Annotated in this window: 20 protein-coding genes and 1 pseudogene; 11 read left to right on the top strand and 10 right to left on the bottom strand. The window is 56.7% G+C overall.

From position 1 onward, the window contains the following. Window positions 1-83 precede the first annotated feature (83 nt). The gene (locus OKF39_RS12505; protein ID WP_479982988.1) at window positions 84-1634 is read left to right on the top strand and encodes a methyl-accepting chemotaxis protein; all 1551 of its coding nucleotides are present in this window, start codon (window positions 84-86) and stop codon (window positions 1632-1634) included. Window positions 1635-1745: 111 nt separating this feature from the next. On the opposite strand, the gene OKF39_RS12500 is transcribed toward OKF39_RS12505, so the two are convergent. After that, window positions 1746-2816 carry a hypothetical protein gene (locus OKF39_RS12500; RefSeq protein ID WP_479982987.1) on the bottom strand — a complete coding sequence of 357 codons (1071 nt, stop codon included), beginning with the start codon at window positions 2814-2816 and terminating at the stop codon, window positions 1746-1748. A 92-nt stretch (window positions 2817-2908) separates the two neighbouring features. On the opposite strand from OKF39_RS12500, the pseudogene OKF39_RS12495 reads away from it, so the two are divergent. The 9 genes and pseudogenes from OKF39_RS12495 to dsbG form a co-directional block, all read left to right on the top strand. After that, a pseudogene (locus OKF39_RS12495) lies at window positions 2909-3297 on the top strand (phage baseplate assembly protein V); the annotation flags it as partial. Between the two features lie 121 nt (window positions 3298-3418). Further along, complete coding sequence (locus OKF39_RS12490) at window positions 3419-4093, top strand: hypothetical protein (RefSeq protein WP_479982986.1); 675 nt, start codon at window positions 3419-3421, stop codon at window positions 4091-4093. Between the two features lie 9 nt (window positions 4094-4102). Next, entirely contained in the window at window positions 4103-4531 is a 429-nt protein-coding gene (locus OKF39_RS12485; RefSeq protein ID WP_479982985.1) for a WapI family immunity protein, read from the top strand. A 273-nt stretch (window positions 4532-4804) separates the two neighbouring features. Next, complete coding sequence (locus tag OKF39_RS12480) at window positions 4805-5224, top strand: hypothetical protein (protein WP_479982984.1); 420 nt, start codon at window positions 4805-4807, stop codon at window positions 5222-5224. 5 nt (window positions 5225-5229) lie between these two features. Further along, window positions 5230-5790 (top strand): RNA polymerase sigma factor, encoded by a 561-nt coding sequence (locus OKF39_RS12475; RefSeq protein WP_060571876.1) that lies wholly within the window; start codon window positions 5230-5232, stop codon window positions 5788-5790. Between the two features lie 87 nt (window positions 5791-5877). Next, on the top strand, window positions 5878-6246 hold the full coding sequence (locus OKF39_RS12470) for a hypothetical protein (protein ID WP_479982983.1): 369 nt from the start codon (window positions 5878-5880) through the stop codon (window positions 6244-6246). Window positions 6247-6294: 48 nt separating this feature from the next. Further along, window positions 6295-8319, top strand: a complete 2025-nt coding sequence (locus tag OKF39_RS12465) for a protein-disulfide reductase DsbD family protein (protein ID WP_479982982.1) — start codon at window positions 6295-6297, stop codon at window positions 8317-8319. Window positions 8320-8325: 6 nt separating this feature from the next. Continuing rightward, the gene (locus OKF39_RS12460) at window positions 8326-8937 is read left to right on the top strand and encodes a DsbA family protein (RefSeq protein ID WP_126345522.1); all 612 of its coding nucleotides are present in this window, start codon (window positions 8326-8328) and stop codon (window positions 8935-8937) included. A gap of 41 nt (window positions 8938-8978) precedes the next feature. Further along, a complete protein-coding gene (gene dsbG / locus OKF39_RS12455; protein ID WP_479982981.1) occupies window positions 8979-9737 on the top strand; it encodes a thiol:disulfide interchange protein DsbG in 759 nt (252 codons plus the stop codon). A gap of 39 nt (window positions 9738-9776) precedes the next feature. Here the strand turns inward: dsbG and OKF39_RS12450 are convergent, their stop codons facing one another. From OKF39_RS12450 to OKF39_RS12410, 9 genes are all read right to left on the bottom strand, one after another. Beyond that, entirely contained in the window at window positions 9777-11069 is a 1293-nt protein-coding gene (locus OKF39_RS12450) for a glycoside hydrolase family 10-like protein (RefSeq protein ID WP_479982980.1), read from the bottom strand. A gap of 7 nt (window positions 11070-11076) precedes the next feature. Beyond that, entirely contained in the window at window positions 11077-11364 is a 288-nt protein-coding gene (locus OKF39_RS12445; protein ID WP_041909918.1) for a VF530 family protein, read from the bottom strand. Window positions 11365-11458: 94 nt separating this feature from the next. Beyond that, window positions 11459-13633, bottom strand: a complete 2175-nt coding sequence (locus OKF39_RS12440; protein WP_479982979.1) for a glycoside hydrolase family 2 protein — start codon at window positions 13631-13633, stop codon at window positions 11459-11461. Continuing rightward, on the bottom strand, window positions 13630-16296 hold the full coding sequence (locus OKF39_RS12435) for a hybrid sensor histidine kinase/response regulator (RefSeq protein ID WP_479982978.1): 2667 nt from the start codon (window positions 16294-16296) through the stop codon (window positions 13630-13632). The genes OKF39_RS12440 and OKF39_RS12435 overlap by 4 nt, the downstream gene beginning before the upstream one ends. An 11-nt stretch (window positions 16297-16307) precedes the next feature. After that, window positions 16308-16733 carry a globin family protein gene (locus tag OKF39_RS12430; RefSeq protein WP_236299336.1) on the bottom strand — a complete coding sequence of 142 codons (426 nt, stop codon included), beginning with the start codon at window positions 16731-16733 and terminating at the stop codon, window positions 16308-16310. After that, window positions 16730-18124 carry a DUF3131 domain-containing protein gene (locus OKF39_RS12425; protein ID WP_041909922.1) on the bottom strand — a complete coding sequence of 465 codons (1395 nt, stop codon included), beginning with the start codon at window positions 18122-18124 and terminating at the stop codon, window positions 16730-16732. The genes OKF39_RS12430 and OKF39_RS12425 overlap by 4 nt, the downstream gene beginning before the upstream one ends. Next, the gene (locus tag OKF39_RS12420; RefSeq protein ID WP_028013200.1) at window positions 18109-19656 is read right to left on the bottom strand and encodes a DUF3131 domain-containing protein; all 1548 of its coding nucleotides are present in this window, start codon (window positions 19654-19656) and stop codon (window positions 18109-18111) included. Before OKF39_RS12420 ends, OKF39_RS12425 begins: the two co-directional genes overlap by 16 nt. Continuing rightward, on the bottom strand, window positions 19653-20972 hold the full coding sequence (locus OKF39_RS12415) for a DUF3131 domain-containing protein (RefSeq protein WP_273907568.1): 1320 nt from the start codon (window positions 20970-20972) through the stop codon (window positions 19653-19655). Before OKF39_RS12415 ends, OKF39_RS12420 begins: the two co-directional genes overlap by 4 nt. Then, on the bottom strand, window positions 20969-22786 hold the full coding sequence (locus tag OKF39_RS12410; protein ID WP_479982977.1) for a glycosyltransferase family 2 protein: 1818 nt from the start codon (window positions 22784-22786) through the stop codon (window positions 20969-20971). The genes OKF39_RS12415 and OKF39_RS12410 overlap by 4 nt, the downstream gene beginning before the upstream one ends. 280 nt (window positions 22787-23066) lie before the next feature. On the opposite strand from OKF39_RS12410, the gene opgC reads away from it, so the two are divergent. Next, window positions 23067-24284, top strand: a complete 1218-nt coding sequence (gene opgC, locus OKF39_RS12405) for an OpgC domain-containing protein (RefSeq protein ID WP_236299332.1) — start codon at window positions 23067-23069, stop codon at window positions 24282-24284. Window position 24285: the final 1 nt, after the last annotated feature.

Raw genomic sequence — 24285 nt, 5'->3', positions numbered from 1 at the left:
GGGATACATCAATAACTTTAATTAATTTAAGTTTTGGAAGCGCCGATAACCATAAGGAATAATTCTCCTTGAGGTATTGGTTTATGTCGTTGAAAAAGTCGTCCCTGATTGTCCTGTTCTCGCTGCTTTTCTTCTTTGTTGTCAGCACCGTCACCAGCGTTGGCCTCATCATTAAAAGTAATAATTCCCTGGATAACGTGAACAAAGAGATCCAGGTTGTGCTGTCCATTATTGACCCCATCAACCACAGCCGTACGCTGCGCGTGCGGGTGATGGAGTATGTAAAGATGGTGGAAGCGGGCAACTCGGCTGACGAGTCTACGAAGCTTGCCGCAGTAAAAGAGGCGCTGACCAAAGCGGACAATGCCTTTGCGGCGTTTATGGCTTCGCCGCGTCTGACGGATGAAGCACCGATGGTGAGTGCCTATCAGGACGCCTGGCAAAACTACCGCAACCAGGGGCTGGCGCCGCTGATCGATGCCGCTGCGGCGCACGATGTCGCCAAATTTAACGCGCTGATCCCGGACGTTTCCCGTCTCGACCGCCAGTACGAAATCGTGCTCGACCAGGTGCTTTCGGTCCACCAGAAATACGCTAAAAGCCTGAACGAGGATGCGAGCAGCAATTTCGTCTCCGGCCTGGTGATGATTGCCGTTATTGCCTGCCTGTTTGTGGTGGTGATCGTTGCAGTCAGCATCTTCATGAAGCGCTTTGTCTTTGCCCCGGTAAACCTGGCGCGCGAGCACTGCAGCCAGATTGCAGCGGGCAAGCTGGATGTTCCGGTGCCGGTGAAGGGGAGTTCAAGCAACGAAATCGACCACCTGATGGGTTCGATGGAGCAGATGCGTCTGGCACTGCTGGCGACTATCGCCCAGGTGCGCGATGCGAGCCATACCGTGACGCACGCGGCGCAGGAGATTGCCGCCGGGAATATCGATCTGGCTTCGCGTACCGAGCAGCAGGCTTCCGCGTTGACCCAGACGGCGGCGAGCATGGAGGAGCTGAGCGCGACGGTGGCGAACAATACCGATAATGTCTATCAGGCCGGAAAACTGGTGCAGGACGCGGTGAACAATGCCCACACCGGGGAAGCGGTGACCCGGGAAGTCATCGACACGATGAACACCATCGCGGCGAACTCGAAGCGCATCGAAGACATTACCAGCGTGATCAACAGCATCGCCTTCCAGACCAACATTCTGGCGCTGAACGCGGCGGTTGAAGCGGCGCGCGCCGGTACGCAGGGCCGCGGCTTTGCAGTGGTGGCCAGCGAAGTGCGCACTCTCGCGCAGAAAAGCGCGGTGGCGGCTAAAGACATCGAGAGCCTGATTGCGCAGTCGGTCTCAAGCGTCAAAAACGGTGCGGAGCTGGTGAGCCGCTCGGGCGAGGTGATTGACGCGATCATTTCGTCGGTGAATAAGGTGAATACGCTGATGGAGCAGATCTCCGTCGCCTCCGAAGAGCAGAGCCGCGGGATCGGCCAGGTCGGGCAGGCGGTAACCGAGATGGATGGTGTGACCCAGCAGAACGCCGCGCTGGTGCAGCAGTCCGCGGCGGCAGCGGCCTCGCTGGAAGAGCAGGCGCAGCAGCTTTCGCGGAGTATTGCGAGTTTTAGGTTGCCGGTGCAGGCTTGATTGATGGTTTAAGGCTCCTGAGGGAGCCTTTTTCATATCTGGCGTAGCTGGAAAGCCGCGCTAGACAAGGATTCACGTTTACGACTAGTAGTCAAGAGCTATAAAATGCGGCTAACCTCCCTTTTTTAACGCACCAATTAAATTTGTTAATTGCTCAATCCCATCAAAAGTCGAGGGTATCTTGTCCTCTGATGGCATTATATTAGAAAAAATAACCTCTTCAAATTTCACTAAAAGATCTGTGTTATGTTCTCTAATTTCTTGAGCATAAGTTGCGTAATTCTGGATGAACTGGCAAAGGCTTTTTCTTAGGTCAATTTGGATTAATTGTGCGCGGATAGAGTTGAAATTTAAAAGTGAAACTCTAAAGAAATATACGAGTATTAATGTTAGTGAAAGTATGGGGATGATCTTTGCCAAGCTTGACCACCCAGAGGGCAATGCACCAGACTCTGCAAACGTCAGGATCTCTATCAGTAGAGGAAACGGAATAAGTATGCCCAAGATAAACATAAGATACTTGGCTGACTTTAGCTCCTTAGATTTATTTTCCCCAAGCTCGGCAAATCCCTTATAAAGACCAACAAAGTTAAATTTATATGCCTGCATGACTAGGGATTCATTTAATTTTTCGGATTTAGCTAAGTTCTCCTTTAAAATTGAATCCCAATGGCGTCCTGCATCTTCAAGGTCATTAGCCCTTCGGATATACTCTTGGTATGACTTAGCGTTATCGCTACTTAAAATCTCTCTAATCATTGTTAGAGGCATCTCTTTTAGAGCATATGTGATCTGGCCTGATGATCTTTCGTCGAATTCATCTTGTCTGTAAATTGCGAATTGTTTTATGGCATCAGTGAGTTGAAAGAGATTGTCTTTATGGAATATATAATTTTCCATGAAAAATCTAAAGCAAGAGGTGAAGAGTAGGTTAAGATTTTCTTCATTTATAGGTGTGTTTAGCTCTCTAATAAACGCATCACCAATTAGCTCTATATTAAACTGAACCCTTTCATCCCATATTGCAGCATGTTTTAAAAAAAGTTGTAATGCTCCCATTACGAGGTAGTCTCGTTCTTTACTGAAACTTATCTCGCCATCGGTATCATTTGCATTCAATTCACGAAGTTTATTTGAAATGAGATATTGATTATCTGGATTGCTGAAGAAAACAGTATTCATTATCTAATCCTGATGGTCATAAGTTTGTTGTGTAGAATATGTCAGAATCTAGTCGAATTTCATGTACAATCAAAAGACCTCACGATTGTGACATGAACATACAAACCAACGCAATTTTACGACTTCTTAGAAATTTCATTCGCACCGGCATTGTGACTGATATCGACCTCGACGAGGGGGGCGTGTCCAGACCGGCGGCATGGAAACCACCTGGCTGAACTGGCTTTCCTCTCACGCCGGTCGGTCGCGCGTATGGTGGGCTCCGTCTGTTGGTGAGCAGGTGCTTTTACTGGCGATCGGCGACGAGCTCGATACGGCGTTTGTGCTGCCCGGCATTTTCTCGGATGACAATTCCGAGCCGTCTGCCTCCCCTGATGCGCTTCACGTGTCCTTTGCTTACGGGGCGCTTACCGTGTCAGGCATCAAGACCGCTGACTTCACCGCGTCGGGCTCCATTATGGTCACCGTGCCGATGGTGTTGAACAACGAGCCCGGCGAGGCGTTAGCTTCTGTGTCGATTAAATCAGAGTCGAGAAAAGTAGAACGCAGAGAAAACGTCAATTATGATGACCACAAGGTTAGCCCAAAAGGAAATCATGACAATGAGCGTTGGATTAATTTCAGACGAGCCAGGACGTTTTTATACCTTCCAGTCAACATTGCCTGCTGGTGAATATTTCGAATTACGCCCCCGCAACCCTCCACTGAACTCAAAACCTATCGTTGATGACGCAAGCGGTATGTGTATTGGTTATTCCGTCGCCCAGGCTCCCGGTTTGTGGCAAATTTATGATACCGATGGCGTGTTTGTCAGGCTGGAAGAAGCGCCATTAGAGGCTCCTCTGATTGACCCAACAGATCTCGCTTTAATCGCCTTTGGCGCATTTCGACTTTTTCGGGTTGGTAAGGCGTTACTGGAGAGTGGTGTCAAAACCGCCGTAACGGTGAGACTCAGTGAGGCTACCATCAGTCTCTTGCGTGGCCGTCTGAAAATGGGCTTATCAGCTCGCGGGCTCAGGATGAGTGAATCATCAGCAAAACATATGCTAACACCCGGTCGCTATGTGCCTTTACAGATTCAGGAAAAGGCCATTCGTTATGGTACGAGAACACCAGACCCACTGAAAAAGCCAGGGCTTTTCCGGTACGAGGCTCGTATGTATAAGCTTGTGGAAGACAAGCAAAATAAAGGCGCTTATATTTACAAGTCTTACCGTCTAGAGGTGTTGGTCAGGGAAGCTGACTGGACTATTATGCATTTTCAGTACATGCCGTAAGGGGGGATTATGATAAATATCACAAGCGGTGACAGACACCTTAAATTAACGCCTTATGAAAGGCTGACTGAGCCCGAGGTGCATGCCTATAGCCGTATTATGGTATGGGTTGAATTCTCAATCCCTGTCTTAAAAACAGAGTTTGCTGCAGAGTTTTTTGTCGGTCAGTTAGAGCAATTCAGGAATGATACACATGCTTTCCATCAGGCCTTAACGAAAGGTATAAAGTCTAAGGATATTAGTTTAACCTCGGCATTCGAGCAGGTTATGCTTAAGTTTCATCAGGCACATTTTGCCGGGGCTGTTGGAGTTAGTATGGTACTGAAGCCTGAAAACCATGCTGACAGTATTACCCTTGACGATTCCTTTGATATTGATGAAAGTTACTTTCCCGAACTGTTGTCTGGTCTGGACAACATCATTTCATGGCAAAACTGATGTTGAATTAAGCCACAAGACCAGCATTCAGAATGCCGGTCTTTTTATGCCATTTACTCGCGCCTTTCTCCTTTTCTTTCAAGCGAAGACTAGCGACTTCATTTCGCAAAAAAAGATGGCCTGAAGGTGACTCATAACGAGCGCCCGCTCTAACAGCTATGAGTCTAAATCCGACAGCACAAAAAATTTTTATTCACCCCGGCAATATTTCCCATCCTCATCCGTCTACCTCATCACAAGCCATAATCAGTTACTGTAAACGAGGTAAACACCATGAGAGATTTTGAAATGCACGGCAGAGGTCACGGGCGCGGATTTGGTCGCCACCGTATGGGCAAGGGTTTAATCATCGGCGCGGTGATTTCCATCGTGCTCGGCCTGCTGGTGATGTCCCTGTGGAACGCCTTGCTCCCGGCGATCCTCGGCGTGAAGGCCATTGGTTTCTGGCAGGCGCTAGGGATTCTGGTGCTGAGCCGCATTCTGTTTGGCGGATTAGGTTTCCGCCCGGGGATGTTTGGCGCGCACCGCCGGATGCACGAGCGCTGGATGAACATGACGCCCGAACAGCGCGAGGCGTTTATTCAGCAGCGTCGCGAAGGTTTTGGTCGTCACGGTCGCGGTCACTGCGGCTGGCACGGCCATCGTGACGATAAGCGCGATGACGCCGCGCCCAAAACCCCGGAAGCAGAGTGAGCGAAATGAAAGCCGGGGAGGCGGGCGGATCCATGCTGATGTCGGCGCTCAACGCCTGCCGCGCCCGGCTGAAAGCCTTCATTCGCGGACGGACGTCCGTTCGCGATGATGCCGACGACATTTTGCAGGAAGTCACGTATCAGCTGATGAAAGTGGAGCAGCCGGTCGAAAACGTCGCGGCCTGGCTGTTCCGCGCGGCGCGTAACGAGATGACAGACCGGGCGCGTAAAAAGCGCGAGGTGCCGCTCTCCGGCTATTTTACGGGCGAAGACGAAGAGGGTTTTCCCGAGGACGAGCTGGCCGAAACCCTGTTCGGCGTACCACAAACGCCGGAGGAAGAGTATCTCAAAACGCTGCTGTGGGAAGAGCTGGGGCAGGCGCTGTCTGAACTGTCGCCGCCGCAGCGGGAGGTGTTTGAAAAGACCGAACTCCACGGCTACAGCATTAAAATGCTGGCAGAGGAGACGGGGGCCAGCGAGCAGGCGCTGTTATCCCGCAAGCACAAGGCGGTGCTGTTTCTGCGCACGCGGCTGCGGGATATCTACGACGCGCTGACGGGGGAATAGCGGCGACAGACAAAACCTTACACTTCCGGCACTTGTAGATTCATCACTATCGTTTATGATCGGGGCGTCTTGTTACTCTGGAATATTATGCGCAACCGTCAGCTCCTCGGAAAATGGCTTTTGATCATCACCTGTCTCGCGATGGCGATTTGCCTCGTGCAGCGTGCGGTGATGCTCAACCATTTTTTACAGGGACTGGATCCGCAGATTTCACTGAGTGCAGATGCCCCAACCCAAATTAGCACCGAGCAGTCCGGGCCATCGCCCTGCCAGCTGGGCGCCCAGTCGCTTCTTTGTGCCCAGCCGCTGTTCTTCGACGGCGCGCTGCCGGCTATCATTATCTTCTTCGCGCTGTTACAGCTGCTGACGCAAGGGCGGGCATTCGCTCCCGCGGAACAGCCGGTTCAGGCACCGCCTCCCCGAATACACCTTAAAAACTGCGTTTTCCGTGAATGAAAATCATCGTCACCACACGATAATTTTTAACTGTTCACGGAGTAATACATGGTTAACCTCTTCAGGGGATTCGTCCTCCTGTGGCTGTCCTGCATCGGCGTTGCCCATGCGGCAGACACCGGCTGGCTGGTCTCCCCACAAAACGATCACGCCCGCATCCGCTTTCAGGCGGAAAGGGAACAAACCCACGTTAAAGGCCTGCTCACCGTTGAGCTAAAGCCTGGCTGGAAAACCTACTGGCGATCGCCGGGCGAGGGCGGCGTCGCGCCAAAAATCAGCTGGCCGGAAGGCGTAACGGACAGCTGGTCCTGGCCGGTTCCTTCGCGCTTCGATATCTCCGGCATGACCACGCAGGGGTATCACGATAAGGTCACGATTCCGATCGTTCTCGACGGGGTGAAGGGCGACGCGCTCAATGGAACGCTCACGCTCTCCACCTGCAGCAACGTCTGCCTGCTGACGGACTACCCGCTGCATCTCGATTTTACCCAGCCGGCGGATGAGGGCTTCCGTAGCGAGTTCGAACAAGCGATGCGCGCCGTTCCAGGCACGTCTGGCGTATCCACGGATCTCTCCGCCTGGCTCGCTGGCGACAAGCTGGTGATTACCGGTACGACGGACGGGAAGTGGAACAATCCGGGGATCTACTTTGACCCGCTGGAGGGTGACATTCTGCCAGGCGAGCCGGCCATTAAGCACGACGGCAACACGCTTCGGGTGACGGTACCCGTGACCGACGAATGGGGCGATAAACCCGCCTCGCTGGAAGGCAAGAGGCTGTCGTTTGTGCTGACCAATGGCGGTAACGCGCAGCAAACCACCATGACCGTTGGGGCAACCCCCACAGAGCCTTCCGCGCCTGAAGGAACGGGTAAAATGGTACTTTTTGCCCTGCTTGGCGGATTGATCCTGAACCTGATGCCCTGCGTGCTGCCGGTAATGGGCATGAAGCTTAACAGCATCCTGCAGGCGGGATCGGACAGGCGCGCCATCCGGCTGCGCTTCCTGGCCACCAGCGCCGGGATCCTCACCTCCTTTGCGCTGCTGGCCGCGATGGTGACCGCGCTTAAGCTGACCGGGGCGTCGCTGGGGTGGGGCATTCAGTTCCAGAACCCGTGGTTTATCGGCCTGATGGTTGCCGTGACCTTCCTGTTTGCGCTGAACCTGTTTGGGGCGTTTGAGATGCTGCTCCCTTCTGCCGCCGCCGGGCGGCTGGCAACGGCAGGGGGCACAGGGCTTGGCGGCAGTTTCTGCGAAGGGATGTTCGCCACGCTGCTTGCCACGCCGTGCTCCGCGCCGTTCCTCGGCACGGCGGTTGCCTTTGCCCTTGGCGCGCCGCTGCACGCCCTGTGGCTTATCTTCCTGATGCTGGGCGTGGGCATGAGCCTGCCGTGGCTGTTTGTGGCCCTGGTGCCGAAAACGGCCATGCTGCTGCCAAAACCCGGCCGCTGGATGAACACGCTCAAAACGATCCTGGGCCTGATGATGCTGGCCTCCAGCCTCTGGCTGGTCACGCTGCTGAGCCTGCATCTCGGCGAGGCGGTCAGCCAGATCGTGATGCTGGTGCTGATCGCTATCGGGCTGGCGCTGTTCGCGAAGAAGGGGCAAACCTCCTCGCCGTTATTCTGGGTCGTGGTCATCGCGCTGTCGGTGTTCGGCGGGTATCAGCTGCGCGGGTTGCTCAACTCACCGTCTGACGCCACCACGCAAAGCGTCGCACAGACCATCCCGTGGCAGCCGCTCAGCGAGGAGGCCATTGAGCAGGCGCTGGCGCAGGGGAAACGGGTGTTTGTGGATATCTCGGCGGACTGGTGCGTGACCTGCAAAGTTAACGAGCACCGGGTACTGCGTCAGCCGGACGTTATTGCCGCGCTGAGTCAGCCGGACGTGGTGGCCCTGCGCGGAGACTGGAGCCAGCCCTCCGCGCTGATCGCGGAGTTTCTCGCGAAGCGAAACCGCTACGCCATTCCCTTTAATGAGGTCTATGGCCCCGGCACGCCTGACGGAGAGATCCTATCGCCGCTGCTGGACAAGCGCACCCTGGTCACCACCCTGAACAACGCAAAAGGCTAATGCATTATGAAAAAATTCTTTATTACGCTTATGCTCCTGCTGACCTCGGCTCAGGTCATGGCAGCCCAGCCGCTGACGCCGGACCAGGAACAGCGCGCGCAGAAGATGATCGCTGATTTCCTGTTTAACGATCCGAACTCCCCGCGCATCGGCGCGAAAAACCCAAAGCTTACCCTGGTGGTGTTTACCGACTATAACTGCCCGTACTGTAAGAAATTCGATCCTTACCTGGAGAAGATCGTCGAAAAACACCCTGATGTGGCGGTGGTCTTTAAGTTTTTACCTTTCCGCTCGGAAAGTTCGCTGACCGCCGCGCGCGACGCGTTAACCGTCTGGCGCGCGCATCCCGAGCAATTTATGAAATTTAACCATACCCTGATGGCCAAAAAGGGATACCACGATGACGCCAGCATTCAGGAGGCGCAAAAGCGCGCGGGGGTGAGCGTCACCGCGCCGGATGATGAGAGCATGGTGTCGATTAAACGCAGCCTGATCGTCGCGGAAAAAATGGGAATTCAGGGCACGCCCGCCACGCTTATCGGCGAAGGGCTGCTGCCCGGCTGGGTTCCTTTTGAACAGTTCGACGAAATGGTCAGTGACGCACTGAAAAACCGCTAACCTGAAGGGGGCGGAATGCCCCCGACAAACCGGAGAGGGAAATGAAAAAATTACTGTTACTTTCGGCGCTGGCGACCTCAGGGCTGGTACAGGCGGCTGAAGCCATACCGGATGTGGTGAAGCAGTTCAGCGAGCAGCAGCAGATCAAAATCATCAAGAAACTGGATCCCCCCGGCGGCGCACCGGCCTGGCTGGGGCAATATCAGGACATGGGCGTGACGCTGTTTTTAACGCCGGACGGCAAGCACGTCATCTCGGGCTATCTGTACGATGACAAAGGAAATAACCTCAGCGAAGGCTATTTCCAGAAAGAGATCTACGCTCCGATGGGACGCGAGATGTGGAAGAATCTCAACGCGGCGCATCCCCTGAAGGAAGGGGCAGATAACGCCCCGCGTAAGGTCTTCGTCTTCGCCGATCCGTTCTGCCCGTACTGCAAGCAGTTCTGGGCCGAAGCGCAGCCGTGGGTGAAGGCGGGCAAGGTTCAGCTCAACACGCTGCTGGTGGCGTTTCTTAACCCCAACAGCGGGCGCAACGCCTCTGCGATCCTGAATGCGAAAGATCCGGTTTCGGCCTGGCGCGAATACGAGCTTTCCGGTGGGAAAAAATTGCCAAAACCTGAAGGGGACGCATCCCGCGAAACGGTAGCGATCCTGCAGAAACACCAGGCGCTGATGGACAGCCTGGGCGCAAACGCCACGCCGGCCATTTATTATCTGAATGCGGAAAACGAGTTGCAGCAGGTGGTCGGTATGCCGGACGCGCAGCAGCTTGAGGCAATGTTCGGGCCGAAGCCGTAAGAAATCAGGCAGAAACGGCCGTTTCTGCCTGGTCGTCACTCAGCTACCCCAGCGTCCACGTAGGTAGTTTACCGCCTGCTGCGTCTGCGGCTGGTTCAGGTAATCTTCGCGGAACAGGATAGTGCCGTTGACGTTGGGCAGCGAATCGTTAAGGTCGAGCTGCTTTTTCAGCTCCGGCACGCCGCCCTGAACCGTCCAGTCCGGCTCATTCTTCGACGGTTCGCCCACCTTGTAGAATGCAATGCCGATATACAGGCGCGTGTGGGTCGGCTTGACGACGTCGGCCCACCATTTGGTCAGCACGTCGTAGCGCGCGGCATCCCGCGCGAAGGGCCAGTAAATCTGCGGGGCGATGTAGTCCAGCAGGCCCTGCTGCACCCACTGACGCGTATCGGCGTAGGATTCATCGTAGGCCGCGGCGCCGCGGGTGTCGGAGCCTGCCGGGTCAAAGGAGCGGTTTCGCCACACGCCCGCCGGGCTGACGCCAAACTCAACGTTGGGCTTGGTCTGTTTAATCGCGCGGGAAACCTGGACTATGAGCTGCTGCGTGTTGTGTCTTCGCCAGTCGGCCTTTGAGGCAAATCCCTGACCGTACTGCCGCCAGGTCTGTGCGTCATTGAGCGCGGACCCCGGCGTTTCGGCATAGAAGTAATCGTCAAACTGCACGCCGTCTACCGCGTAGTTCGCCACCACTTCGGTCACCACGCGGGTGATCCAGTCCCGCACTTCCGGAATGCCGGGGTCGAGAACAAAGCGGTCGCCCGAGATGCGCACCCATTCAGGGTGCTGGACATAGACGCTGGACGGGGTCTGATAGGCGGTCCGGTTCAGCGCGGCAATGGTGGAGGGTTTGGTATTGGTCGACACGCGGTACGGGTTAAACCAGGCATGGACCTTCATGCCGCGCTTGTGCGCTTCATCCAGCATAAACTGCAGCGGGTCGTATCCCGGGTACTCACCGATGTTGCCCGTCAGCATATCCGACCACGGCAGAATCTTTGATGACCAGAGGGCCGTACTGTCCGGCTTCACCTGGAAAAATACCGTGTTGATGCCGATCTGCTTAAGGTTGTCGAGCTTTGCGATCAGCGCCTGCTTTTGCATCGCGATGCGCTGGTCCGCGCTGCGGCCATTCACCGAGGCCACCGGCGGCCAGTCGAGGCGCGAGACGGTCGCCAGCCAGATGCCGCGCATCGGCTCGTTTACCTGCTGCGTCGGTTTGCTGGCGGTGGGAAGAGGGGTAACCAGTGATTTAGGTGATTTTGAGGAGCAGCTTACAAGTAAAAGCGCGCAGGCAGCCAGCGCACCGATCCGTTTTACGTGTCGCGTCATTTGCGTATTAGCTCTTGATAATCCGACTGTTAGCCCAGGGATTAAAGGCGGGCGCCGCCTGTTCTGCGCTTTCCTCATCGTTGAGGGAGTCCAGATACAGGGCTTCAACTTCCGCGCGCGCCCACGGGGTGCGGCGCAGGAATTTCAGGCTCGATTTAACGCTGGGATCTTTTCTGAAACAGTTAATTTTGATGCGGTCGCCCAATTCGCTCCAGCCATACTTCGCCACCAGGGCGTTGACCATCATCTCCAGCGTTACGCCATGTAAAGGATCTTTGGAAATGTGTGCAGTCATAGGCGTCCGGATGTCTCGATTTTTTGGGGATTGGGTTAAACGCTGAAAGGGTACAAGAAAGCAGGGGAAGCGGCAATTTTCCTTTTCCCCTCGCTCACTTTATGACGGACTCCGTGCGCTGATTTTCACCGACAATTTTTCCCGCGCTGTTTTCAATCGTAAACCGAATCGACACGTCGTCCTGGCCCACGGGCGTAGCCGTCAGCGTTTTGACCATCGTTCCCGAGTCTGCTGCGATCGTCATCGTCGTCGTGCCTTTAGCCAGCAGCTTGTCGCGCTGGGTGATGCGCCAGCTCAGACGGCATTCGCTGCACGGTTTCCAGGTGTCGTTGATGGCCCAGAGGCGCACGGTCGCCGCCGCGCCGGATTGCCACTGCGCGGTGACCGGTTCGATGGACGGCAAAACAGGCTGGTACGCGCGCTGGAGCGCGTAAAACCCGGCTTTAGGTTTACGAAGGTAGTCCACTACGCCCCAGTTGATGGAGGGCCAGGTTTCCACAAACATAAAGTGGAACAGGGCCGTCACCGGCTGGTATCGCTGTCGGCGATAGCTTTCGGCCGCCGTGGCCACCAGCTGAGACTGGTACGCCTGGGTATTGCGTATCATCGCCTGAATATTCTTCCCGCGCGAAATACCGGCGAACTTAAAGGTCTGGAAGGGCTGAAAATTATGGTATTTCCAGACGGTCCAGCCGGGATCGTCGGCGGCAGTCGTTTTTGGCCAGAGCGACGCCGCCGGGATGATGGTTTTTAGCGTTGACAGGCGGGGAAGCGCCTGCGCGCCGAACTCGGTAATGATCCCCGTTTTGGCTGGGGCAAGCAGGTCGCGCACGGTGCCGAAGTACCAGCCCGCCCAGTAATGCTCCTCAACGGCGGAGAAGCGGTGCACGATGCGGGAGGTATCTTCGGCAAGCGTATCCGCCACCTTTTGCGTGAGCTCGCGATTCAGATCTTTATTCCAGTCCGGGAAGCGTTTTTCCATCCACGGCGAGTTCCACGGCGGTTCGTTATGCCCGCCCCAGACGATGATGGCGGGCGAATTGCCAAACTGTTCGATCATCTCTCGCGTCTGTCGAACCGCATTTTCCGTGAAAGCCGCACTGTTGTTGTAGCCCCACTGCAGCGGAACATCCTGCCAGATCATCATGCCCATCTCATCGGCCACGTCATACAGCGCGCGCCCCGCAACGTGTCCGTGCACGCGTATGGCGTTGGCGTTCATGGCTTCCACCAGACGAAGGTCGCGTCGGTATTTTTTCCGCGTCATGGTGCCGAGCCAGGGGGAACCGATGTAATTGCTGCCCTTAATAAAAAGGCGCCTGTCGTTTATGAGCCAGCCCTTATTGTCGGGCTGCTCGACGATTTTGCGCAGCCCGGTGCGGGTTACCGCCGTGTCCATTAAGCCGTTTGCATCCCGCAACGCGACGCGAACGGTATACAGGTGGGGTTTCCCCGTGCCGATCGGCCACCACAGCTTTGCCTTCGGCATGGGCAGCATCACCTGCACGGAATGGGCACCGCTTTCGAGGGTAACCGGAAAGTCAGCCTGATAGGGCCTGCCGCTGAAGTTGGCGGGCGTGGCGGTGAGCCGCACGGTCGCCGGGCCCTGATCGAGCGCGCGATAGCGAATCTCCGCTTTTAGCGTCGGGCGAGTCAGCCCCTGCGACCAGTCGGGCCGCAGGATGGTCTCATCAAGGGTAGCGCCCCGGCTAAGGTGCAGCCTGACCGGTGCCCAAATGCCGCCCGAGTTAGCGTCCTGTCCTTCCGGCGACCAGGCGCCACCGGGACGCGTGTCATGCTGATTCAGAACCCCCTTCATGACCGTTTTATGCAAAGGCCAGATCTTGTGCGGATCTTCGTAGGGGCTGTCTACCCTGACGATGAGCCGATTGTGACGTTGTAACGCCGGGCTGGCGTCCAGCGAAAAGCGCTGAAAGTAGCCCTCATGCTTGCCCAGCGGCTGGCCGTTCAGGGTCACCTCTGCCAGGTAATCGACGCCGTCAAACACCAGGGTACTCATCACGTCGGGGGGCTGCACGGGCAGGGTAAACGCGTGCTTGTACCACAGCGCGCCCTGATGATCGTACCCGGCGCTGTACCAGTTGGCAGGGACCTGAAGCGGGTGCCAGCCTGATGCGGCAGGATGTGCGCTGTCATTGGCATCCTGAACCTGCCATTCTCCGGCCAGAGACCAGCTGACCGGCGCAGAGTTCGCCACCGCGTGGGTGGTCAACAGGGCAACGAGCAGCGTGCAGTTGCGAGCGTTCATTTGTTTACCCCGCGCGCGTTGAGCCACGCCATCAGGCGCAGCGATTCCTGGCGAAGATTTCCTTTCAGGGCCGCAAGCTGGCGCCCATCCAGCGTATGCGCGTCGCTTTCCAGCACCTGAAGCTGCTGTGCGAGCGTGCTGAAGTCCAGGGTGACGGCTTCTCCGCGCAGCTTGTGGGCCGCGCGTCGCAGCGCCTCGCGGTCGTTGCTGTCGATCGCCTGGATAATGGTTTTGATTGCTTCATTTAGCCCTTCGCCAAACAGGGCCAGCAGCTCCTGTACCAGGGTGGGATCGTCAGCGCACTGCTTCAGCAGGCGTGCTTCATCCGGAAAACCGGAGGCGTCTTCGTGGTGCTGGAGCACGCGGGCAATCTCTTCAGCGAGACGCTCCTGGCTGATGGGTTTGGCAATGTAGCCGTCGAACCCCATGTTCAGGCAGCGCTCTTTATCCCCCTGCATGGCGTGTGCGGTCATGGCGACGGTGGGTTGAGGCGGTCCGGGCCGAGACTGCTCTTCTTCACGAAGCAGGCGAATGGCGGTCTCACCGTCCATCTCTGGCATCTGAAGGTCGATCAGTAAAACGTCCCACGTATCCGCGCGCCAGCGTTCCAGCAGCGCGACGCCATTGTCGACGATCTGACAGCTATGACCGAGCCGCTCGAGCAGGCGCGCGGCGACCTTCTGGTTGACCAGATTATCTTCAGCCAGCAGGATCCGCAGGCCCGTGGCTGCAGGCGAGGCGACAGGCGCGGGCGTGCTTTCACCCACCGGTGCTGGCGAACGTTCAAACGCGGCGGCAATCGCCTGATGTAATTCATCCTGGGCGATAGGCTTATGCAGATAGTTCTTGATTCCGATCCGCTTCAGCATATTGATATCAAAATGTCGGCTCATGGAGCTCAGCATGATGATATGACTTTCAGCAACCTGCGGCAGAACCGAAAGCTCAAGGGCCAGAGACACGCCGTCCATATCCGGCATCTGCGCGTCCAGCAGGATCAGGGGCCACGCTGTTCCCGTTCTAACCCGATCAATGGCCTCGCTGGCGTTGTTAACGCAGGTGGGTTTCAGTCCCATCTGGCTGAGCATCGCGGCCAGCAGCCGCAGGTTGGTCGCGTTATCATCAACCACCAGTACGGGTTCACCGTTAAAGCGCTGGCTATGTGGGCGCTCTCCGGGCGCAAGGGGCTGCGCCGCCAGCGACAGCGAGAACGAAAATTCGCTTCCTTTTCCCGGCTCGCTGGAGACCGTTAATTCGCCCCCCATGGCCGCAACCAGTCTTGCCGAGATGGTTAGCCCGAGCCCCGTACCGCCATAGCGGCGGGTGGTTGAGTTATCCGCCTGGCTGAAGGCTTCAAAAATAGCCTTCTGCTTATCTGCCGGTATGCCAATGCCGCTGTCGCGCACGCGAAAACGCCATCGATTCGCGCTATCGCCGGGCTCAACAACCAGGATAACTTCTCCCTGATGGGTAAATTTCAGCGCGTTGCCCAGCAGATTGGTCAGGATTTGCCGCAGCCGCGCGCCGTCAACCAGCAGCACGTCGGGAACGTCGGGCGCAATATCAACCAGCAGCTCGATGCCTTTTTCGCTCGCCCCCGGCATGTGCGGGCGAATGAGCGACTGAATAAAGGGGCGGACAGGTACGGGTTCCGACTCCAGCTCCACTTTGCCGGCTTCAATTCGGGAAAAGTCGAGAATATCGTTGATGATATGCAGCAGAGACTGGGCAGAGCTCATCACCAGGGTCAGATAGTCGCGCTGATCGGCGCTCAGAGACGTATCCAGGCACAGCTGGGTCATGCCAATAATGCCGTTCATAGGGGTACGAATTTCATGGCTCATATTCGCCAGGAACGCGCTTTTTGCCTCATTGGCTTTTTGTGCCTCAATGGCCGAGGCGAACGCCTGAATTTCAGCCTCTTTGCGCCGCGTAATATCCTGCAGCGTGCCAATAACGCGCTCTGCGTTTCCCTCAATGGAGAGCGTAACCACCTGGCCGGACAGCAGCATCCAGCGCAGTCCTTCGGTAGGGTGATGCACGCGAATTTCACATTCAAAGACCGGACGATGATCTTGCTTCGAAGCGTGCAGCGCCTTGCGTAGCGCTGCGCGATCGTCCTCGTGGACCTGATTGAGGAGAAAACGCACCGGATATCGCCACTGTGTGCGCGACTGGCCCAGCATGGCAAGCAGGGTATCGTTGACCTGGAGCGTGTCGCCGGAAACCTGCCAGTCCCAAATCCCGATATGAATGGATTCCGCCGTCAGCAGAAAGTCGTCATGCAGCTGGTGGCGCGCGCGCTGCGCTTCATCCAGCTCCGTAACATCGCTGTGCAGGCTGACAATACCGCCGTCCGCAAGCCGCTGATGCTGGACGAAGATCCGCCGCTGGCCCGCCTGGCGCACCTCGCAGTGTTTATCCTGCCGACAGTTGCGCACGATCGACTCGCGCAGCGTCTGGCGCAGGCCGGGGTCGACGTTGTAAACGGCATCGATAAAGCGTTCCGCCAGCGCCTCAAGTGTCGTTCCCACCTTCAGCCACGGGGTAATGACCGGATAAAACAGGGCCACGTTGTGATTCCAGGCCTGCAGGCATTCATTACGGTCATAAATCATGACGGCGGCCGGCAGCGCGTTAAGATCGTACGTGAATGAACTCATCGTGATTCCCCCTACGCGCGGTAGTGCAGTTCTGCCTGTCGGCGAAGGTATTCCAGCCCGGGCGCGATCGCCATGGCCCAGGCGGTGAGGATCTCATCGTCGCACTGCGGATCGCGCAGGCTCACCGCGTTCAACATCGCTTCACGCCAAAGGGCAAAAAAACGCGGGGGAAGGTGGAGGCCGTCGTCGCTTTGCTCCCGCGCCAGGCGCTCGAGAAAATCAGGGACGATCAGGGCGCCGTCGACCGCAAGCATGGCGAAGAAGCTTTTAAACAGGGTCTGCTGGCCCTCCCGAACCGGCAGACGAGAAAAATGCGCCTCGGTTTCGGGTGACATATGGACGAAGGCGTCATAGAACGTCTGAAAAAACGCGGTTTTTTCATTATTCGGAAAGACGCGGTTCAGGCTGGATTCAAACAGATCGCGATAGAACTTCACGGCGTCCTCCTTAGGGTGCTTTCGCCCGGCAGACAGTGTCCGATGGGCGTGTATTGCTCCGCCAGGCGGCGTGAGAAGTAGCTCTCTTTCTTCGACCGACGCACGTCAAACAGAGGCCCGGCGTTGTGTTTAAAGAAAAGGGCTTCCAGCACCGTGGCGTTGGTCGAGAGGGTTAAGGCAGCGTTGGTATCGCCCGTGGCTTCCTGACGGCCTTCATACCAGCCTTTCTGCGGATCGTTAAGGTGTTTGGTGACCGTCATCAGCACGTCGGTGTACGGGGTGTCCCACAGCGCCCACAGGGCAAAAACCGCTTTAGTCGATACCTGTGCGAAACGGGTGTAGTCCCGGCCATCGTCTCCGACAGAGTTCCAGGCATAGCCATTTCCCCAGACGGTATCCTGGATATGCCAGGGCGCCTGAGAGAGCGTGAAATCTGCCCTGGCCGTCAGGATTTTATCGGTCTCCCAGCGGGTCTTCTGGCTCAGCCAGACGTTTTCGGCCTGCTTGCGCAGACGCTGTTGCAGATCGGCCGCAACGCCTTCTGGCTCCCAGCCAAACTCCAGGCCCGGCAGCATATAGGGAAGGGTGGTAATCAGAGAGGGCTGCCACGTGGTGCGCGGATCGCGGGCATCGACGGCCAGACGCCGCTGGGCGATGATGACGTGGTGCGCCGGGGGCGTAAATGCTTTATCCGGGGAAAATCCCCACAGCTGAAACGCCGTCGCGGCATATTCACTTTCGCCCAGCCGCAGTTCCTCCCGCACGACCGGCTGACCGTTTTGCAGGGAAGAGGACCACAGTTCGCCTTCGCTGTCGATGACCGGGCAGAAATTCCAGCGCAGGATAATTTTATCCAGGTATTCGCTGTACTGCGGCTCCCGCTCTGCGGTAAGGCGCAGGGCGAGCATCAGACGCGCCATGTCGCGCGCGGACCAGCCGTTTTTGCTGGGCTTGCCGCTAAAGTCGACTGGCGTCGCAGTCTGGCTGGAATAGAGTCGACCCGGCGTTCGGGCATCGGTCAGCATCAGGCGGTTAAGGGTGCCCATGAGACGGGTTAAGCGAGCGTCATACTCGGCGTCCTCAATCAGCCCCAGCTCTTTTGCCGCCAGCAGGGCGATAAGCGTATCGCCCATTTGCCAGAGCGTGACGCGGGGCTGTTTGTCGCTCCCGTTGACCAGGCCCGTTTGCGGCTGGGTATTATTGACGAAATAGCGCCAGGCGATCGTCGCCCACGTCTGCTCTTCCGGCGTCAGGGCGGCGATACGCGCGCTGGAGTGCCAGCCGCCGTGGATTAGCCAGCGCCAGCCTGCGCCCTGATGGCCAAACAGGGCAAAAATGACCCCGCCTGCAAGGAGTAATCCCGCGAGCCCTCTGGCTAAGGTTTTAAGCATTGCGCAGTCACCGGAGGCAGTTTAACGGGCTCGTCCACGCTGCATGACGCGCACTGACAGGCCTGACAGGCGGGTTTGGTTCGCTGCGTGACGCCGGTCCGGTCGCACCAGCTTTTTATGGCCGGTGTGCTGCTAAGGAACGGACGGCTGCGCAGCGCGTTGTTCTCTTCAAACTGATCGAGCAGCTTGCGATCCCACAGCGAGGGGGCAAAATCCTTGCTCTTTGGGTTGTCGGTGTTGAAGGCCAGCAGTTTTCCCTCTTTCTTGAACAGCAGGGCTTCCAGCATGATGCCGTTATTGTTCGCGGTGAACTCTTTGATCGGGCCGTCACCGTTTTCATACAGCCCTTCGTAGTAGCCTTTTCCCTCTTCGTTGGCATTCTCAATCGTATTCAGCAGGCGGTCGGTATAGGGGGAGTTCCACAGCACCCACATGCCCAGCGCCGCCTTCAGCGATATCGCGGCAGCGTTGGGGACGAACTGGCCTTTATCGGTAATGGTGTTCCAGTTGTATCCGTCGCTGAAGACGGTGTCATAGACGAAGTAAGGGGCCTTATCGAGCTGGTGCTCGGAGCGCGCGGTGAGGACGCCGGTAATGGTATAGCGGTTCTCCTGAGCCTGATAAACGCGGTCAGCAAAGTTTTTCATCCACGTCAGGGAGTAGTCGCGCGGGGCGTTATCCCGGTCGGTCGGTTTATCAAAGCCGAACTCCAGCCCGTAGAGCAGGTAGGATTCCGTCACCACGTAGTTATGCTGCGACGTGTTGCGCGGGTCGCGCGTATCGTACGGGACCAGCACGCAGTAGATTTCGGCCAGCTCATAAGGCTGCGGACGGCTGGCTTTACAGGTATTAAACCCCCAAAGCTGGAACCCGGCCGCGCCGTACTCTTCATAGCCCAGCCGACCTTCCTGAACGTACTTCGGCTGGCCGTTCTCGAGATAGGCCCCGTACAGCGTGCCGCAGGGGTCGATCGCGTGGCTGAAATCCCAGCCGAGCACCACGTTATCAATGCTGTTGCCGTATTCCGGATAGCGCTCTTTGACGATTTTCAGCCAGACCAGCATTCGCCCGATATCCAGCGCCGAGAAGCCAATTTCGCCGGGCTTGTTGGTGTAGTCCACCTTCTGGGCGCTGATGGTGTTATAGGCCTTGTTGGGCAGCTCGTTGCGGAACAGTACCAGGGTGTTTAACGTGGCGAGAAATTTCAGCATCCGGCGGTCAAATTCCGCTTTATCAATGATCCCGAGCTCGCGCGCCGCCGTCAGGGCGGCCAGATAGGAGGCGCTGTCCCACATGGTGGTGGAGGGAAATTTGTTGACCGCATTCACCAGGCCCGTCGTGGGCTGATAGTTGGTGACGAAATACTGCCAGGCGTTTTTCGCGATGGTCATCTCTCGGACCGTCAGCTCGCCGCTGCGCGGGGAGTAACCTGATGCAGGAAGCTCGGTGTCCGCACGCACGGTCGATAACGCCAGCCAGCAGATCGTTATTCCCGTGAGCAGGTGGAAAAGGATCGGGGATCGTGGCTTCATGGCGTTGCTCCTGCTGAGGGGGAAGTGTAGAGGCAGGCCAGACAGAGCATCTGACCATGCGCGATGTAAGACAGACTTTCCAGCACAATGGCATTGGTATCGGCGTCCACGACGGCATTGACGCTGTTGTTGAGATTTAATCCGCGCTGCCAGCCTTTACCCGGTACCTGAAGCGGCAGAACCTGCTGGCGCAGGGCTTCGCTCCAGCTGTTGCGGAACAGGGCATACCAGGCAAACGCGGTGCGGGTGGAGGTAATTGCCACTTTCTCCGGCACCTCGTCGCGCAGGTTGCGCGCCTGTACCGGCTGCCTGTTCGGCAGATCGTTGACGTAATCCGGCGCCGGTTCGGCGTAATCCGTGCTGACAGGCTGTTTCGGGCTGCGCAGGCTATGACGCCGCTGCTGGATCTGCATAATCCGCCACGCAATCTCAGCGCTCTGCGCGTCAAAGCCCAGTTCAAGGCCGGTTAACAGGTAGGGGAGACTGATCAGGGAGGTTTGCTTGCCCCAGGGCGTGCGTAGCCCTTCATCCGGCACCATCACGCCGTCCAGATCGATCATCTTTTGCCCTTCAGGCGGGTTGGTTACCGCGAGGCCTGCCGCGCTGTCAATCAGGCGCAGCGTATGGCTGGCATAGAGACGGTAGCCAAAGCTGTCCCGCTGTTCGTCATCGGTCAGCGTCCAGTGATGGAGCGGCACGGCCGCCTGGCTTTGGACGTTATGTTCAATCAGAGCGCCGGTGTTCCAGAGGCTGAAGAGATCGTGGATAGCCGCCGCGTGCTGAGGATAGCGCCACAGGAGGGTCTGAAGCGCCGTCAGCAGGCGGCTCAGCCCAATTGCCGAGGCGTCGGGTTTGCCGAGGATTTTCAGGGTGTCGGCATGGTAATACGCAGCCGGGAGGCCTCGCTCGTTGAGCGGCAGCTGCCCCAGCGCGAACAGGGCCGTACCGATCCTCTCGTCGAACTCATCGGCGGAAATAATGTTGAGCTGCTCTGCGGCAGCGGTCGCAAACAGGTAGCTTCCGACGCTCCAGAGGCTCAGCCAGGGTTCACCGTCGCTGGCATTCGCCAGCCCGTTTGGCTGGGTATTATTCACGTAGTATTGCCAGGCGACCCGCGCCCAGATGGCTTCGTCATAGGTCAGGGCGCGTTTCGCAGGCAGCGGCGGGAAGTCTTTGCTGAGCGCGATGCCGCCGCTGCTTTCCACGCGCGTGGGCATCTGTTTCTCCACCCAGACCACAATGGCAAAGCCGAGCAGGAACCCGAGCAAAATGGTGAGGTAGCTGCGCGCGGGCAGCAGGGCATCACGTATCCTCATTGGGTGACCTCATTCTCTTCGGCGGGCGTCCACATGGCCGCGAAAATCAGCGGCAGCATGGCGGCGATGTTCACCCCTCCCCAGAAAATATTGATGACGTAGCCGGAGGGGTCGTCCACCTGTCCACGCGCCACCTGAATACCGCCCCAGATAAGCCCTGCGAGGGTCAGCACCACAATGGCAATCTGCGGCTTCACCAGGTAGAGAAAACGGCCCGTCTGCCGCTCTTTTGGCGTGACGTGAAATTTGATCTGCTCGCCCCGCAGCACGGTATTAAGCGCGCGCAGGTTCATGGAAAAGAAGGAGAGGTAAGAGGCCCTGCCGTCCCAGGCCGAGATCCCCCATGTCCCGAACATAAACGCCAGTTCAGAGAAGATAAAAAAGGGGAGAAAGTGGAGATAGAACGGCGTCGACCATGCGGATACCGGCGGAATGCCGGTGAACAGATAGATAATGGGCGAAATCAAAAATACCGTGTTCCACACGCAGGCCATGTAAGACCAGAAGGTGGTGGCATACATCAGCGTCTGGGGGAGGGAAAGCCGGAAGCGGCGACGGCTGAAGATATTGTCATGGAACAAAATATCCAGCGAGCCGGCGGCGTATTTAAAGCGCTGGATCATCCAGGTCAGCATATCCTGAGGAGAGAGCATCTTCGACTCCACCCGCGGATGCATGACCGAGCGCCAGCGTCGCGCGGCGTCACCGTGCAGCAGCACCGAGGTGTAAATATCTTCGGAGACGTGAAATTTGTAGGGGGTGAGCTCGGTGTCAAACGCCACGTGCGGGCGCATCGCCTCCTGCAGCGCTTCGCGGGTTTCTTCATCGCGGATGTCGCGGGTGTGGCGATGGATCTCCTCTTCGACGGACCAGACGTAGCTTCTCAGCGCGGCCTGCATGACTGCCTCGCGCCGGTGGATGGAGGCCGCGCCGCAGCAGAAAGCCGCGTTCGCCCAGTTGCGCCGCCGCAGGATCACGTCATAGAACATGCGAGGATCGTTAAAAAACGGGTCGCGGCCTACGGTGACCGGGCCAACACACTTTTGAATCAGCCAGCCCAGACCGTAGCCCACTTTTCCGGCTTTTCGCTGGCCCCAGCGTGAAAGATTTTCTCCTTCCGGAAGGTCGAAGAACCACTGCGGCGTCTGCACCCAGGCCACGTCCGGATCGCGAAAATAGCCCAGCGTATGGCTGAGCAGGGTGGGAAATACGCGGGTATCGGCGTCGCAGATAACAATGAAATCACCGTCGGTTTGCTCAAGACCGTTGCGCAGGTTGCCGGCCTTAAAGCCGATGTTGGTCTGGCGGCTGATATAGTTAACGCCTTCCTCGTCGCAGACGGCTTTCATCTCCGGGCGGCGGCCGTCATCAAGCACGTGGATCCGGTAGTCAATCGGGTGCGGGTAGGCCATCTTCAGGGCGTCGCGAATGGACAGCCTGACCAGCTCGGTGTCTTCCGAGTAGGTGGCAATGAACAAATCCACTTTAACAGGACGAGATTCTACGGCCTCTTCCGGAAACAGGCATTCGTTGATTTCGCCGGGGGGCGGACACTGGGGGGGATCCTGTTCTTTCCATAAGTTGATGGTAAACAGCACGGTCCCTATCCACGCCAGCGTTTCGGCGAGGACCAGCGGTATGGCATACCATAGTGCGTCAGTATTCAGGGAGGCGGTCCAGCGCCAGTAAATATAATTTGCACCCAGAATAAGTGCCGCGACCGCTAATACCTGCCAGGTCATCATGACCCAACGCGGTGTTGTTAACGGTTCCGGAGGACGACGATGTTCAAAACGGGAAAAATAAAAATCCATAGTTCCGGCGTTCCTGATTCCGTGAAAATGCAGACCCATTCTGCTGCGCAGACAGTTGCCCAAAAGCGAAAGAAAATAGCGAGTAAACAAGATTTAAGATAAGTGTAGAACGCCGAATAAAAGTGTCCAGCGTCGTTTTTATTAATATGAAGTGGTGATTAATTTGGATTTAATTCTGCTTAATATGTTTCATCTGCCGGTGATAAATTGCAGTTACTATTCCTTTAGACTATCTACTTTATTTAGACCTTAATTTTCGTTTTCAGGCAAAGGACACCCTATGAGCCATGTTGCGCCGTCGATTGCGCAAGAAGATGACGCTAAATCAATAACATGGAGGTATTCCGTTGCAGGTGCCCGTGACCTGAGAATTGACTTTATGCGCGGCATTGCCCTCGTCATGATGGTCGTGGCGCATACGGAGGTGATGTCGATATTTAATATATTCTCCTGGGAGCGTTTTGGGTTAACAACAGGTGCAGAAGGCTTTGTCATTCTCTCCGGGTTTATGCTGGGAATGCTGAATCGCGCGCGTCTGCAAAAAGTGGTTTTGCTTACGGTTTCCTGGGGGCTTTATCTCAGGGCATGGAAAATATATCGCGTAAATATCATTATCATAGTGTCGTTTATTCTGCTGGCCTATATCCCACATATTAACGTTTTCGAGGTCACCCATTTTACCGACCGATTTTCAGGTCAAAGCTGGTCGCTTTATCCTGTGACGCCGCAAATTAAAGAGACCTGGTTCAACATTATTCTCTATTTGCAGATCGGCCCCCACCAGACGCAAATTCTCGGACTGTATATCTTTTTGCTGCTACTCAGCCCGCTATTTTTAGGGATGCTGCAGAAAGGAAAAGTCTGGTGGCTGTTAGGGCTGTCGCTGCTGGTGTACAGCCTGTGGCAGCGGTGGCCGCTTCGGCTGACGCCGTCGGAATTCGAATTTGCCTTCCCGCTGCTCGCCTGGCAGTTCATCTTTGTGCTGGGCATGGCCAGCGGCTGGTATAAAGCCGAACTGCTCTCGTTCGCCCGGACGCCCCCGGGCAAAGGGGTGGTGGTGGCGCTGGTCATGGTGTCACTGGTGCTGGGATTTGTCGCCCAGAACCATACCAACCCGTTTATGCCGCCCGCGCTGCTGATGCACGTCATCCCGCCTGACAGCTTCAATTCGTTTTATCACACCTTGGCAGCGAAGAATGGGCTGGGGCCGGTGCGGGTATTGAACGATATCGCACTGATGGTCACCGTCTATCTGGTGCTGACGTATTGCTGGACGCCGCTCAACCGCCTGCTGGGATGGTTCCTGATCCCGCTAGGGCAGCACTCGCTCTATACCTTTATTTTGCATGTGTACGTGGTGCTGCTGGTGAGTCAGTTCATCACCTTCGATTTATGGCGTCACGCCTGGATAGAGAACACGTTAGTGCATGCGGCGGCACTGGGTATTTTGTGGCTGATGGCAAAATACGACGTCGGCGCACGCTGGATACCTAACTAAG

Source organism: Enterobacter cloacae complex sp. HYC042_NIDB, from assembly GCF_056673315.1.
This window is presented reverse-complemented; position numbering and strand designations above follow the sequence as displayed.

Bases quoted from the DNA above. Each gene is read 5' to 3' on its own strand.
- OKF39_RS12465 (WP_479982982.1), top strand. From the start codon at position 6,295: ATGGTTAACCTCTTCAGGGGATTCGTCCTCCTGTGGCTGTCCTGCATC.
- OKF39_RS12485 (WP_479982985.1), top strand. From the start codon at position 4,103: ATGATAAATATCACAAGCGGTGACAGACACCTTAAATTAACGCCTTAT.
- OKF39_RS12470 (WP_479982983.1), top strand. From the start codon at position 5,878: ATGCGCAACCGTCAGCTCCTCGGAAAATGGCTTTTGATCATCACCTGT.
- OKF39_RS12460 (WP_126345522.1), top strand. From the start codon at position 8,326: ATGAAAAAATTCTTTATTACGCTTATGCTCCTGCTGACCTCGGCTCAG.
- OKF39_RS12450 (WP_479982980.1), bottom strand. From the start codon at position 11,069: ATGACGCGACACGTAAAACGGATCGGTGCGCTGGCTGCCTGCGCGCTT.
- opgC (WP_236299332.1), top strand. From the start codon at position 23,067: ATGAGCCATGTTGCGCCGTCGATTGCGCAAGAAGATGACGCTAAATCA.
- OKF39_RS12480 (WP_479982984.1), top strand. From the start codon at position 4,805: ATGAGAGATTTTGAAATGCACGGCAGAGGTCACGGGCGCGGATTTGGT.
- OKF39_RS12475 (WP_060571876.1), top strand. From the start codon at position 5,230: ATGAAAGCCGGGGAGGCGGGCGGATCCATGCTGATGTCGGCGCTCAAC.
- OKF39_RS12500 (WP_479982987.1), bottom strand. From the start codon at position 2,816: ATGAATACTGTTTTCTTCAGCAATCCAGATAATCAATATCTCATTTCA.
- dsbG (WP_479982981.1), top strand. From the start codon at position 8,979: ATGAAAAAATTACTGTTACTTTCGGCGCTGGCGACCTCAGGGCTGGTA.
- OKF39_RS12415 (WP_273907568.1), bottom strand. From the start codon at position 20,972: ATGAGGATACGTGATGCCCTGCTGCCCGCGCGCAGCTACCTCACCATT.
- OKF39_RS12445 (WP_041909918.1), bottom strand. From the start codon at position 11,364: ATGACTGCACACATTTCCAAAGATCCTTTACATGGCGTAACGCTGGAG.
- OKF39_RS12490 (WP_479982986.1), top strand. From the start codon at position 3,419: ATGAGCGTTGGATTAATTTCAGACGAGCCAGGACGTTTTTATACCTTC.
- OKF39_RS12425 (WP_041909922.1), bottom strand. From the start codon at position 18,124: ATGCTTAAAACCTTAGCCAGAGGGCTCGCGGGATTACTCCTTGCAGGC.
- OKF39_RS12435 (WP_479982978.1), bottom strand. From the start codon at position 16,296: ATGAGTTCATTCACGTACGATCTTAACGCGCTGCCGGCCGCCGTCATG.
- OKF39_RS12505 (WP_479982988.1), top strand. From the start codon at position 84: ATGTCGTTGAAAAAGTCGTCCCTGATTGTCCTGTTCTCGCTGCTTTTC.
- OKF39_RS12410 (WP_479982977.1), bottom strand. From the start codon at position 22,786: ATGGATTTTTATTTTTCCCGTTTTGAACATCGTCGTCCTCCGGAACCG.
- OKF39_RS12420 (WP_028013200.1), bottom strand. From the start codon at position 19,656: ATGAAGCCACGATCCCCGATCCTTTTCCACCTGCTCACGGGAATAACG.
- OKF39_RS12440 (WP_479982979.1), bottom strand. From the start codon at position 13,633: ATGAACGCTCGCAACTGCACGCTGCTCGTTGCCCTGTTGACCACCCAC.